This is a genomic window from Bacillus rugosus (assembly GCF_023238245.1).
In the GTDB taxonomy this organism is placed as follows: Bacteria; Bacillota; Bacilli; order Bacillales; family Bacillaceae; genus Bacillus; species Bacillus rugosus.
Genome location: NZ_CP096590.1, coordinates 1,970,054 through 1,982,619 on the forward strand (window position 1 = coordinate 1,970,054; position 12,566 = coordinate 1,982,619).

General features: G+C 44.7%; 12 protein-coding genes. 4 read left to right on the forward strand and 8 right to left on the reverse strand.

Annotation, left to right across the window (positions count from 1 at the left end; all coding sequences use genetic code 11):
- The first annotated feature begins 22 nt into the window (after positions 1 to 22).
- Positions 23 to 286 carry a YnfE family protein gene (locus M0696_RS09805; protein ID WP_222142909.1) on the forward strand — a complete coding sequence of 88 codons (264 nt, stop codon included), beginning with the start codon at positions 23 to 25 and terminating at the stop codon, positions 284 to 286.
- A 260-nt stretch (positions 287 to 546) separates the two neighbouring features.
- Here the strand turns inward: M0696_RS09805 and xynC are convergent, their stop codons facing one another.
- Complete coding sequence (gene xynC / locus M0696_RS09810) at positions 547 to 1,815, reverse strand: glucuronoarabinoxylan endo-1,4-beta-xylanase XynC (protein ID WP_222142910.1); 1,269 nt, start codon at positions 1,813 to 1,815, stop codon at positions 547 to 549.
- 274 nt (positions 1,816 to 2,089) lie between these two features.
- Complete coding sequence (locus M0696_RS09815; RefSeq protein ID WP_248602723.1) at positions 2,090 to 3,628, reverse strand: glycoside hydrolase family 43 protein; 1,539 nt, start codon at positions 3,626 to 3,628, stop codon at positions 2,090 to 2,092.
- 657 nt (positions 3,629 to 4,285) lie between these two features.
- On the opposite strand from M0696_RS09815, the gene M0696_RS09820 reads away from it, so the two are divergent.
- The 3 genes from M0696_RS09820 (at position 4,286) to uptA (ending at position 6,312) form a co-directional block, all read left to right on the forward strand.
- A complete protein-coding gene (locus tag M0696_RS09820) occupies positions 4,286 to 4,753 on the forward strand; it encodes a GtrA family protein (RefSeq protein ID WP_222142912.1) in 468 nt (155 codons plus the stop codon).
- Entirely contained in the window at positions 4,750 to 5,643 is an 894-nt protein-coding gene (gene galU / locus M0696_RS09825; protein ID WP_248602724.1) for a UTP--glucose-1-phosphate uridylyltransferase GalU, read from the forward strand. Before M0696_RS09820 ends, galU begins: the two co-directional genes overlap by 4 nt.
- 72 nt (positions 5,644 to 5,715) lie before the next feature.
- Positions 5,716 to 6,312, forward strand: coding sequence for an undecaprenyl phosphate transporter UptA (gene uptA, locus M0696_RS09830; protein WP_248602725.1), 597 nt, complete (start codon positions 5,716 to 5,718; stop codon positions 6,310 to 6,312).
- Between the two features lie 45 nt (positions 6,313 to 6,357).
- Here the strand turns inward: uptA and nrnB are convergent, their stop codons facing one another.
- The 6 genes from nrnB to M0696_RS09860 all read right to left on the reverse strand — a co-directional run bounded on the left by nrnB (position 6,358) and on the right by M0696_RS09860 (position 12,563).
- Complete coding sequence (nrnB, locus tag M0696_RS09835) at positions 6,358 to 7,557, reverse strand: oligoribonuclease NrnB (RefSeq protein WP_248602726.1); 1,200 nt, start codon at positions 7,555 to 7,557, stop codon at positions 6,358 to 6,360.
- Between the two features lie 172 nt (positions 7,558 to 7,729).
- Complete coding sequence (locus tag M0696_RS09840; protein ID WP_248602727.1) at positions 7,730 to 9,265, reverse strand: acyl-CoA carboxylase subunit beta; 1,536 nt, start codon at positions 9,263 to 9,265, stop codon at positions 7,730 to 7,732.
- Positions 9,266 to 9,275: 10 nt separating this feature from the next.
- A complete protein-coding gene (locus M0696_RS09845) occupies positions 9,276 to 10,058 on the reverse strand; it encodes an enoyl-CoA hydratase (RefSeq protein WP_222142917.1) in 783 nt (260 codons plus the stop codon).
- Positions 10,059 to 10,075: 17 nt separating this feature from the next.
- Complete coding sequence (gene ldeG / locus M0696_RS09850) at positions 10,076 to 10,978, reverse strand: hydroxymethylglutaryl-CoA lyase (protein WP_222142918.1); 903 nt, start codon at positions 10,976 to 10,978, stop codon at positions 10,076 to 10,078.
- 14 nt (positions 10,979 to 10,992) lie between these two features.
- A complete protein-coding gene (locus M0696_RS09855) occupies positions 10,993 to 11,214 on the reverse strand; it encodes an acetyl-CoA carboxylase biotin carboxyl carrier protein subunit (RefSeq protein ID WP_222142919.1) in 222 nt (73 codons plus the stop codon).
- A 14-nt stretch (positions 11,215 to 11,228) separates the two neighbouring features.
- Entirely contained in the window at positions 11,229 to 12,563 is a 1,335-nt protein-coding gene (locus M0696_RS09860; RefSeq protein WP_222142920.1) for an acetyl-CoA carboxylase biotin carboxylase subunit, read from the reverse strand.
- Between the last annotated feature and the right edge of the window lie 3 nt (positions 12,564 to 12,566).

The window sequence follows — 12,566 nt, forward strand, 5'->3', positions numbered from 1 at the left end:
GCAAAACAAGGAGGTTTACGTTGTGGATGAAACACTGAAGCAGTATATGATGCTGTTCAAAGAAATGAATCATGCGATAAATGGTCCGGACTATCCAGGTAAGGAAAAAGACATCCAACAGCAAAAAGAACAGATCGAAGCTTACGAAAAACAGCTGCAGCAAGGTTTTTCAACGGATTATGACTACGATGTATTTGCTGACTCGGTTATCAAATGTGCATATGGCGATATGACGCTGGACGATTTAGAAGCAGTTTATTATGGATTGACAACGCCATTTTTTTGATTTGGACAATTCAACAGTTAAATTTCATTTTCTGTCTCACTAACTTAAGTATACTTTGATATTGAGACAGAAAATCATTTATTTTGTTTACTTCCTAGAATATATATTATGTAAACTAGAAAAGATGAAGATTAAAGCTTTGCTGTTTTTATGTACATCCTTTCTTCTTCCTGTAATTCAGCAACAAAATAAAAAAGCGATTTCCCAATCGGAAAATCGCCAATTCAGACACTCTATTATTTATGTGTGTCTTTGTGCTCTTAACGATTTACAACAAATGTTGTCACGCTTTGAGCTGGAAGATGGGCCCAAAAATGATTGCCTGATACAGTGAGATTCGTTCCAGGTTGTAGATTACTGCTGCTGCTCGTGATCCATCTAGATACGTTTGAAGCAGATCCATTCTGCAAAACAAAGTTTTGGTTGACTCCTGTGTTGCTTTTATTGATGGCAACAATAACGACCTTGTTGTCACCTTTATAGGCTGACACGTAAACGTTCGCATTAGGATTTTTCGTTGCATCAACCCTTACATAGCCGGGACGCACAAACTTCGAGAAATGAGCCATATTGTAACCGCGTTTGCTGATCGTACCGTCTTCTTTCATAGGACCGTAAGATCTGCGGATGTACCACCAAACATAAGCTTGAAAATCTCCCTCCACCATTGAATGGTGAATATGCTCTGAAACGCCTAATGCCTCGGGCCAGCGATCCGCTGAATTGTTGTCACTGTTGGGATAGTATACTTCCGTCATCCATAGCTCTTTCCCTCCTCCTTTTTGTTTGAAAAGAGGATAAGGGAATTGGCTGACCTGAGTGCCGTACAGGTGGGTTCCGAGAATATCCATATTGCCAAGAGCCTGCGGATCATTCAAAATCGGGTCCGACAAATTCTTCAAGTATTGAAATGACTCAGGCGCAATGACGCGGGCATTGATCGAGCCGGCGTTTTCTCTCATAAAGCGAAGTATTTCTTGCGGCGTCCACCACGTCCACTCGTGAGCGTAATCAGGCTCGTTTTGGACCGAAATCGCATAAAGATTCACACCATTATTTTTCATGAAGGTAACAAAATCGTTAAGATGCTGCGCGTATGCGGCGTACTTATCGTATTTCAGCCGTTTAGCTGATGTGTCACCATTCCGATTGAAGGTCTCAACCATATCACTTGGAGGATTCCAGGGAGATGCAAAAACGATTGCCCCATGTTTGACCGCACTCTTGGCAGTCTCCACCTCTTTATACCAATTATTTCGGTTTTCATCTACATGAATTCTTAAGATTGAAAAGCCTAACTGATTCTGTCCATTGCCAAAAGCGGTTTCTCTTTGAGCTGCTGTAAGATCCCCAGCCCAAGCTGGATGGTTCATCCCTCCAAAACCGCGAATCACTTGTTTCTCTGCAGATACATTAACTGTTACATCACTGGCTGCCAAAACTTCAGTAGCGCCTGGCCCTAACATGACTGACAGCATAGTGAAACATACCAATACTACACAAATTGGTTTTTTTAAGCATGACATCATTTTTTCCTCTCCTTTATATGTATTTTACAGTATTAGGGAGATCTAATCTGTCTCCTTTTATATTGCAAACAGAATGATTTTCTCCTCTATTGAAACAGCCCTTTGCTTTCACGCGGTATATCAAACTTGTCATTGCTAAACCCGTTATAATTACCTGAACCATTTTTTTTCGCCCAAGTCGCACGGGCATTAGAGTTAACTTACCCGATCAATGGAGGGCTGCTCTGGCGTTGGTCAGTTCTGCACCCTTCTCGTTTCTTAATTAAGCGAGGTGCTATCTTTGCGTAAACTGCCAGTAATCAAAATTAAACAAGTTTCCTGTACCTGTTCCGGTAAATACAAAGAATACTTTGTGCACGCCGGTTACACCGCTTACCGCAGTTTCTATTTCTCTCCAGGTTTGCACTCCACCTGTGGAAGGTACATTCAGGGTTCCTGCAAGCTTACCGTTTGCACTATCGAGACGCACTTCTATTTTCCCACCTATAGTGGATGCTATATTTGCTTTAAACGTCTTGGCGCCGCCCGCCCCGAAGTCTGCGTTTCCCACAGCAATCCAATCTCCGTTATGAATGCTTGTTACATGTTGATTATTTACCGGACCGCTGGGTGCTGAAGATTTCTCAGTCAAAATCCGTCCATTCCAAGCAAACGTTTCAGCTTCTACCCGGTTATAAGGATTCAAATTCGAAAGCTGTGTTACGCCTGCATAATTTGCCGCAACCTCTTGAATGGATCCATCTGCATTATGCACCAGCTTATTAATATGGGGAGAACGGTATCCTTTGCCTGCCCCGAACAGAGCGGAACTGACAGTTTGAGCATGGTACACCACATACCACTCGTTTTTAAAATTGAAAACAGCATGGTGGTTGTTTCCGCCGCCTCCGAAAAACGCACCCGGATTTTTCAAGAAGTGCCCTCTATACGTAAAGGGACCCATGGGACTTGGGCTGGTCATGTAGCCGATCTCACCTGGGGGTTTATCAGCCGGGTGCGTGCCGCTGAAATTAATGCAGTAAGAATAATAATATTTACCGTTATACTTATGCATTCCTGAATCTTCAAACATGAAAGGCGCATCAATCGTAGATGCACTTCCTATAACACTAGTCATATCAGGCCCTAATTTCATGACTCTTGCTGTTTTAGGGTTTGCCCATTGCTCCTGCGTCGGATTTGAACCGCCAGGGATGCCTCCGCCGGCATACAGGTAACCGGTACCGTCATCATCTACAAATACTGCGGGATCAAAAAGCCATACAACACCGGACATTCCTGGTGTATTTGGCGTCACCAGCGCTTTTCCGATCGGATCTGTCCATGGCCCGGTCGGACTGTCTGCGGTGAGAACCCCGATACCTCCGCCGCCGTTTGCGAAAAAAAGGAAGAATTTATCCTTGCCATTGATTTTTTTAACTGCGATTGCAGGTGCCCAGGACGCACCTGCCCATTTCGCAATCCCGCGGCCGCCATTAGCCCCACTGGCACCTGCTACCGGAATGGCTCCGTGGTCTGTCCAGTTCACCATATCCGCTGAAGATATGACGAATATTTTATTCAAATTTGCAAATGTATTATCCTTAATCGTTCCGTTGCTATTATATTCATAGTCATCACTTGACATATAGATGTAGACTCTTCCGTTATAGGTCAGCGAAAACGGATCTGCTCCCAAATGATGGTCTATAAGCGGGTTTGAATTCCCTGCATGTTTTGCAATTGTAGTACTGGCAGCATACGCAGACTTCCCAGTGAAGCAACACAATAACAAAGCTAGGACCCATAAACATACGCTACATTTTTTACTCATCACTTCTCATCCTCCTTTTTTCCTTAAAAGGGAGCATTTTGAAATTTGCTAACAACGGGTCATAAAGATCGCACCACTTACTTCTTCAAGATCAATCAAGAAAATCTCCCCCCCATTCCTAGCGACCATTGTCCAGAAAATAAAATGGCAGGATTGTTCATGAGCCCTCTCTAATGTCATTGGAAGTATATGAATATTTATACAAAATATCCCTCTATCTAACATCCTACATCATTTAAAAAATTGCGTATAGATACTTTTGGAGGAATTCGTTCGATTCTACAAAGGAACTGGCTACATTTATTCATTGATAAGTTGGGGCTAACATAGACGACTGTTATCGACTCCGTTCCCTCGATTCTCGTTGTTTTAGAGCTATTGACAAGATATCTCTGCTGATAGGGAATCTCAATCTATTGAATTCCGGCTGCTTTTTCTGCTGATTTGTTTACATTGTTCTCTTCTTTGTAAGACATTTCGTTATCATTCCGCCCTCCCCCTCTCTTCATATTTTCTCAGCCTTATATAAAGTGAGTTTTCAGGCTCTAAAAAAACTGCCGTTCAATACATCTGTTTTTAAAAAAGTTTCATGTTTTGTTCATATTTTAGTAATTGTTTATTCAACACTGTCCGCTAAAGTAATTCATATCAACAAATATGACAGCCACCCACATCTTTTATGAAGGGAGGTCAAAACCGGGTGCCGTTATGCTGAAAGAAAAAATAAAAATATTAGGCCGTTTTTGCACTGTGGGCGTAGGCAATACGCTGTTAGATTTTGGTGTCTTCTTTCTTCTCACCGCTTGTCATGTCCCTTATCTGCCGGCGCAGATATGCTCCTATTCGGCAGGCATCATCAACAGCTATGTGTGGAACCGAAACTGGACGTTTCGTGTAAAACGTAAGGCTGACGGGAAAGAGATCGTGCGCTTTCTGATGATTAATATTGCCGCGTCGGGGATTACCTTTTTACTGCTTTATTTGTTTCAAAAAGGCGGCTGTTCGCTTTTGATGAGTAAGCTCGCCGCCACTATTGGCGGAATGATGATGAATTTTATCGGAAACCGAATCTGGGTATTTGGAGATTCGCTGAAAACATACAGGGTTAGGAGTGAAGATGAATGAGAAAAAAAGTGAGAAAAGCGGTCATTCCCGCAGCGGGTTTAGGAACGAGGTTTCTGCCGGCGACAAAGGCCCAGCCGAAAGAAATGCTCTCGATCGTCGACAAACCAGCAATCCAATACATTGTAGAAGAGGCCGCAGAGTCAGGAATTGAAGATATACTTATTATTACAGGGAGAAACAAACGCTCGATTGAAGATCATTTTGACCGGTCGGCGGAATTGGAATTCAATCTGCGGGAAAAAGGCAAGACGGAGACGCTTAAGGAAATGCAGCAGATTGCCGATCTGGCCAACATTCATTACATCCGCCAGAAAGAACCGCTCGGATTAGGTCATGCGGTGATGTGCGCGGAGCACTTTATTGGCGATGAACCGTTCGCCGTCCTTTTAGGCGACGATATTATGGTGTCTGAAACACCGGCTCTTCGGCAATTAATGGACGTATACGACGCTTATGGCACAGAGGTTGTCGGTGTACAGTCAGTTCCTTCTGAGGATGTCAGCAAATATGGTATTATCAATACATCAGGCTCTCATGGGCATGTATTTGAAGTGAAAGATTTAGTGGAAAAGCCTTCTCCTGAAGAAGCGCCTTCAGAAATCGCCGTGATGGGACGTTATGTGCTGAATTCATCGATCTTCCCCGTTTTAAAGTCCATTGGCAGAGGCGCGGGCAACGAAATTCAGCTCACAGATGCGCTTCGTGAGGTTTGCCGTGAGCAGCCGATCCATGCACGGCTGCTGGAAGGAAATCGATATGACATTGGCGATAAGCTGGGCTGTTTTAAAGCGAGCACAGAAATCGGCTTAATGCGCCCCGAAATGAGATCTCAGCTTTTGGCTTATTTAGAAGGTGTGATCAAACGGGAAACGAAAGAAATGCTGCGGTAAAAAAATTGTAACCATCTTGCTCGTCAATCAGTCATATAATAGTGAAAAAGATTAGGACAGGTTGTGAAGAATGTGGGCAGTTTGATAAGCGAAATTTTAACATGGCTGACGAATATGGGATATGCGGGCATTGCGATTGGCTTGATGATTGAGATCATTCCGAGTGAAATTGTATTGGCCTATGGCGGCTATATGGTTTCGGAAGGCACGATTGGATTTATTGGCGCAATTATTGCGGGTGTTATCGGGGGCACCATTGCCCAGATCTTTATTTATTGGATCGGTCGGTATGGCGGCAGGCCGTTTTTGGACAAATACGGGAAGTACTTATTGATTAAAAAGCATCATATTGACATGTCGGAAAACTGGTTTCAAAAGTACGGCGCTGGGGTCGTCTTCTCGGCCCGTTTTATACCGGTTGTCAGACATGCGATATCAATTCCCGCGGGCATTGCCAAAATGCCGTTTCTCAAATTTGTGGTACTGACTGTACTTGCTATCATTCCGTGGTCGATCCTGTTTGTTTATTTAGGCATTCAGCTCGGAAGTCAGTGGGATGACGTTGAGAACATTGCAGGTACTTATACAACACCGATTATGATACTGGCTATTGTCGTTATTGCCCTTTATTTTGTGATTAAAAAACGTACAGCCCTATTTAAACGGTAGTTAGCAGATATGCATAGGGATGGTTCATTCCCCTATGCATATTTTTTATTTGCGATGCTGATTCGCGAGCTTCAAATGCTCCGCTAAAAATGCGACAAACACTTCATCCCGCACGAGCGATGCGGCATAATTTCTTTTAATAAACCATTCTGCTTCTTCAAATGCTGCGAATGTTTCATCCTGTGTTTCCCCGTTAATTTGGATATTCCACTCGTTGTCTAAAGGGAATAGGAAAAATCTCATTTGTGCGCGATTTTCATATAATGATCCGTTCGCCGATCCCTTTAGGTTATAGATATTACGGAAAGCATCTGGCCGGACAGGATCAATCCGAAATGCTTCAGCAACAAACAATTCATATACTTCGTCGGTTATTGAACAGCCGGATGCCTTTGCATGCCCTCCGCCTCCGTATCGACCGGCGACTTCTGACACATCGATGTAATCATGAATGGTGCGCAGGCTGACTCGTTTTGATCCCATGCTTAAAATCGCAATATAATCGAGGTGCGGATTTTCTTTACCGAGCCTGTTTCCCAGCTCTGAATGGTACGATTCTGCGTGTACAATGCCTACACAATGTTCGTGAACAAAGGTTTGCACCATTTCCCTTTTCTTTCTGCGGAGATAGCGCTCGATTTTTGCGTCTTCTAAATCAAGCAGTTTCTCTTCAAAATCATCAAAGAAAAATTCATCATGCGCAGAAAGACGCTGAATCATTTTTTCTTCAAATTCATCGATTGACAGCAGAAAGAAAAGATCATTAAGCCGCTTCGCCTGTTTTTGATCATACTGTTCCCATTCCCATGTATCATATTGACGGACGAGCTCTGTGAATTGATCTAATGCGTTTGTCGGTTTCATGAAGCCATTTTCAACGAGATAGCCATATAAAAGCGATGTCGCAGATGAGAGCCTTCCATCGTCGTATTCCACTTGGACAAATCCCCATTCATGCTCATTCAAATGAAGGGCTGTTTTATGATGGTCAATCAGCTTTACTTTTCCTCCCGCATGAACATACTCATTCAATCTCTCTTCGTTTGCTTCGTTAACGGCGAGATCGGTGATGAATAACGCGTCTTGTCTGTTGCTCTCCTTCGCTTTTTCTAAAAAGTACTGTACTTGAGCGTTTAAGCCGTTGACAGAGTTATACCGGACCTCAACATCTTTCCCGAATGCCAATTTTGCTACGATTCCGCATCCTACTCCGTCCAAGTCGTTATGTGAATATAAATGATACATAATGTAGGCCCCTTTTTATGATGAACTGACAATTGCCGCTAGAGGTGCGGCAGCCTTTATTTACTATTCTAAAAAACATAGCGTTTTATGCAAAGTTGATTAGTTTACATAATGTTATTATTGTAAATATATAAAAAGAGCGCTTTTTGCGCTCCCTAAGCCCTTGGCTTTTTTATACAGGATAAACCGGATGCTTTCGATTGGTAAATGTCATTTCCTTTGACATGTATGCTTTGAGCCGTTTGGCCAGCTCATCACGCAGCGAATTGGCCGGGATAACGGCATCAATGATCATTTCTGAAGCCAGACGGTATATATTGATGTCCTCCTTGTATTCTTCCCGTTTGCTGTTGATAAATTGCGCCCTCTCTTCTTTCGGCAGCTCGGCGATTTTTTTAGCATAGACAGCGTTTACAGCTGCTTCAGGGCCCATGACGGCGATTTGGGCGGTTGGGAGCGCTAAGCAGCAATCCGGTTCAAATGCCGGCCCTGCCATTGCGTACAACCCTGCTCCGTATGCTTTTCGGACAATGACAGAGAGCTTTGGAACAGTTGCTTCCGACATTGCTGAAATCATTTTTGCACCGTGCCTGATAATCCCCGCTTGTTCTACCTTTGTGCCGATCATAAAGCCGGGGATATCTGCTAGGAACAGCAATGGGATATGAAACGCGTCACATAAGGTAATAAATTTAGCCGCTTTGTCTGCTGAATCGTGGAATAAGACGCCTCCTTTTACCTTTGGCTGATTAGCGATAATGCCGACAGGCTGTCCGTGAATTCGTGCGATTCCCGTCAATATTTCCGGTGCAAATAAGGCTTTAATCTCTAAAAATGAGCCTTCATCAATGACCCGCTCAATCAGCTCTTGCATATCAAAAGGCGCATTTTGGTTTTGCGGAATGACGTCGGCAAGCGGGATGTCGAATTGTTTTGGCGGGCGTTTCTCTTGCATAGGCGCTTTTTCTTGATAATTAGCCGGAAAGTACGATAAATAAGTCCGTGCCAGACGTATGGCTTCTTCTTCAGTTTCTGCAAGAATATCTCCGCAGCCGGAGATTGAGCAATGCATACGGGCCCCTCCCATTTCTTCGAGAGACACTTTTTCGCCAATGACCATTTCCGCCATCCGCGGCGAGCCTAAATACATAGAGGCGTTACCGTCCACCATGACGACAATGTCACAGAAGGCCGGGATATAAGCGCCCCCTGCCGCAGACGGTCCGAAAAGCAGACAGATTTGCGGAATGCGCCCCGATAATTTGACTTGATTGTAAAAAATTCTTCCCGCACCACGCCTCCCTGGAAACACATTGATTTGGTCGGTGATTCTGGCGCCAGCGGAATCAACTAAATAAAGGAGCGGGCAGTTTAATTTTTCGGCTGTTTCCTGTATTCTGATGATTTTTTCAACGGTTTTTGCACCCCACGACCCTGCTTTCACTGTTGAATCATTGGCCATGACGCAAACGGTTTTGCCGCCGATTTTGCCGATAGCAGTCACCACTCCATCAGCGGGAAGCCCGTCTGACATACATTCCGCAAAGAAAGCGTCTTCCAGCTCGATGTCATCGTCAAACAAACGAGCAAGCCGCTCTCTGACAAAGAGCTTGCCTTTTTCTTGGTTGCTCTGATGATACTTTTCCGCCCCGCCTTTTCGGATCCGTTCGGCCCGTTCTGTTCGTTCCTTTTCATAATCCATGAGCATAACCTCCCTTTTATAGTCCCTTGTATACGGCCCGTCTTTTTTCTTGAAACGCCTGAAGCCCTTCTCTCCTGTCTTTTGTCGGAATGGTATGTTCATATGCTTTTTGTTCAATCGCCAGACCTGTAGCGAGATCTGTCTCCAACCCTTTATTGATTGCGAATTTAGCTTGGCGGACAGCGATTGGCCCATTGACAGAAATGGCTGCGGCTAGTTCTTCTGCTTTTGGCATGAGATCACAGGGAGCCGTGACATGCTCTACAAGGCCTATCACTTTTGCTTCGTGTGCAGTTACTCTCCTGCCTGTATAAATTAATTCTTTTGCTTTTCCTCTGCCAATCAGACGCGGCAGCCTTTGGGTTCCTCCGGCTCCTGGGATAATGGCTAACCCTGTTTCCGGAAGGCCCAGAACGGCAGAGTCAGCTGCGATTCGAAGGTCGCATGCCAATGCCAATTCAAGCCCGCCGCCTAATGCGCTTCCGTTTATCACAGCTATGACCGGCTGCGGCAAGGCTTCAAGTAAAGCCGCCGTTCTTTGAATGAGGGTTACACTTTCCAGAACCTGATCTTCTTTCAGTTTTATCCGTTCTTTCAGGTCTGCCCCCGCGCAAAACGCTTTTTCACCGGCGCCTGTGAGGATGACGCAGCGGATGTTAGAGTTGAATTCAATTTCCTGAAGAATCAATTGCAGGTTTCGAAGCATTTCCGCTGAAAGAGCATTTGCCGCCTGAGGCCTGTTTAAGGTGATCAACGCAATATGTTCATTTTGGACAGTAAAAAGAATTGATTCTCTCATGGTATTTGTCCTCTCTTTTATGAAGATGATTTAAATACCTGTAAATTTCGGCTTGGCAGCTGTTTGCCCATTTTTTCTTCTATCCATTTGGCTGCTGATAGCAGTTTATCGAGACTTACATTTGTTTTGATGTCCATCTGTTCAAGCATGTATACGATATCCTCAGTCGCGGCGTTTCCGGACGAACCCGGGGCATATGGGCAGCCCCCAAGCCCGCCTGCCGAGCCATCAAACACAGTGATGCCCATCTGGAGAGCTGTGACCATATTGGCCAGCGCTGTTCCTCTCGTATCATGAAAATGCAGGGCAATTTGATTGGCCGGGAATCGTGCCAAAAGAGCTTCTAGCACGGTTTCTACTTGGGCGGGATTTGCCGCTCCGATTGTATCTCCAAGCGACAGTTCAGAAATCCCGAATTCAAATAGAGCGTCAGAAAGGCGAATGACCTGTTCAATGGGGACATCTTTCTCATACGGACAGCCGAAAACGGTAGAGAGGTAAGCTCTTGTTGAGAGGTTTGCTTTTTTTGCGTCATCGTTTACTTGTTTGAGGATATGAAGAGTTTCAGTAGTGGATTTGTTGATGTTTTTTCTATTGTGCGTCTCGCTGGCAGACATAAAAACGCAAGCCTCGTCAATGCCTCCTTCAAGCGCATTCTCCAGTCCCTTTTGATTCGGGACAAGTGCCGCGTACGTTACCCCTTTTACACGGTCGATGCCTTTTGCCACGTCTATAGCATCTCGAAGTGCCGGAATCCATTTCGGATGAACAAAGGATGTAATTTCAATATACGAAAGTCCTGTCCGGGAAAGCTGGTTGATCCAAGCGATTTTATCCTCTGTTTGTATCCATACGGACTCGTTTTGTAAGCCGTCACGCGGGCCGACTTCTTTGATTGTCACTTTTTTAGGATATGACATGGTCTTCCTCCAAATTATTGAGTGTGATCGCTCAGTTCAAGCAACACGTCTCCTTCATTCACAAAATCGCCTTCATTTTTTTTGACTTCTTTAACTGTTCCGCTTCTGTCTGCAACGATCGGGATTTCCATTTTCATTGATTCCAAAATGGCAACTTCCTGGCCCTTTTCAATTTGATCGCCGGCTTTGACGTGCACTTTCCACAGGTTTCCCGCCATTTGTATGATAACCGTCATGATATCTGCCTCCTTTATAGGTGTTGTTTCAAAAAGTCAGTTGTGACATCTCCTTCTTTAAATGCTTTTGAAGCTGCAGCCTGTATGAGAAGCGGAAGATTTGTTTTGATTCCCTCTATTTGATAGTCGCGGAGCGCTGTCTCCAGTTTTTCAATGGCCTCCGCTCTGTTTTGGCCTTTGACAATCATTTTGGCAATCATCGGGTCATAAAAAGGAGTGACGGTGCTGTCTTTTGCTACTGCACATTCGTGTCTGACTCCTTTTTGGCCAGGGAGTGAAAACGCGGTGATCGTACCAGGTGACGGGTAGAAGGTCTTGGGATCTTCCGCGTATATTCGAACTTCTATCGCATGCCCGTTTCGTTTGATGTCTTGCTGGGAGAATGTGAGTGTATGGCCCGCAGCAATCCGCAGCTGCTGCTCTACTAAGTCCAGGCCTGTTATTTCTTCAGTCACGGGGTGTTCAACTTGCAATCTCGTATTCATTTCGAGGAAATAAAAGTTTTGATTCGGGTCAACTATAAATTCAATCGTTCCTGCGTTCGTATAGCCGATCGCTTTCGCTGCTTTTACGGCCGTTTGCCCGATCTTCATTCTTTGTTCATCGTTTAAAAATGGTGACGGCGCTTCTTCAATAACCTTTTGATGCCGCCTTTGAACAGAGCAATCGCGTTCAAACAGGTGTACTGTATGGCCATGCTGATCGGCTAAAAGTTGAACTTCGATGTGGCGGGCATGTTCAATGACCTTCTCCATATACATTGACCCATCACCGAAAAAATCTGCTGCGCGCTTTTTGTTTCCCTCGTACGCCTTTCTTAATGTTTCCTCGTTTTGAATAAGCTGCATGCCGATGCCTCCTCCGCCCGCTGAAGCTTTCAGCATGACAGGATAGCCGATTTGACTTGCAGTGCGGCAGGCAGCCTGAATGTCTCCGAGGGATTCAGAAACACCGGGAACTACAGGGACACCTGCCGCTTCCATTGCTTTACGAGCTTCAATTTTGCTGCCCATCTTTGCAATGATATCGGGTGCAGGACCGATAAACACGATGTTTTCTTGCTTGCAGCGTTCAGCGAATCGGCTGTTTTCTGATAATAACCCGTATCCCGGGTGGATGGCGTCAGCGTTTGCTTTTTTCGCCGTCTCTATGATTCTTTCTATATTTAAATAACTTTCACTGACTCTTGATTCCCCGATCAAATAAGCCTCTGTGGCCGCCTTTGTATGGGGAGCTTCTCTGTCTGCTTCTGAATAAACCGCGACCGTTTTGATGCCGAGACGGCTGCACGTTCGGATAATTCTCATTGCAATTTCTCCGCGATTGGCGATCAGTACTTTTGTAAACATGAC

What these genes read in the sequence shown, in the direction of transcription:
- nrnB (WP_248602726.1), bottom strand. Translation starts at nt 7,557, where the DNA reads ATGTATCATTTATATTCACATAACGACTTGGACGGAGTAGGATGCGGA.
- M0696_RS09815 (WP_248602723.1), bottom strand. Translation starts at nt 3,628, where the DNA reads ATGAGTAAAAAATGTAGCGTATGTTTATGGGTCCTAGCTTTGTTATTG.
- xynC (WP_222142910.1), bottom strand. Translation starts at nt 1,815, where the DNA reads ATGATGTCATGCTTAAAAAAACCAATTTGTGTAGTATTGGTATGTTTC.
- galU (WP_248602724.1), top strand. Translation starts at nt 4,750, where the DNA reads ATGAGAAAAAAAGTGAGAAAAGCGGTCATTCCCGCAGCGGGTTTAGGA.
- M0696_RS09855 (WP_222142919.1), bottom strand. Translation starts at nt 11,214, where the DNA reads ATGACGGTTATCATACAAATGGCGGGAAACCTGTGGAAAGTGCACGTC.
- M0696_RS09820 (WP_222142912.1), top strand. Translation starts at nt 4,286, where the DNA reads ATGACAGCCACCCACATCTTTTATGAAGGGAGGTCAAAACCGGGTGCC.
- M0696_RS09845 (WP_222142917.1), bottom strand. Translation starts at nt 10,058, where the DNA reads ATGAGAGAATCAATTCTTTTTACTGTCCAAAATGAACATATTGCGTTG.
- ldeG (WP_222142918.1), bottom strand. Translation starts at nt 10,978, where the DNA reads ATGTCATATCCTAAAAAAGTGACAATCAAAGAAGTCGGCCCGCGTGAC.
- M0696_RS09840 (WP_248602727.1), bottom strand. Translation starts at nt 9,265, where the DNA reads ATGCTCATGGATTATGAAAAGGAACGAACAGAACGGGCCGAACGGATC.
- M0696_RS09860 (WP_222142920.1), bottom strand. Translation starts at nt 12,563, where the DNA reads ATGTTTACAAAAGTACTGATCGCCAATCGCGGAGAAATTGCAATGAGA.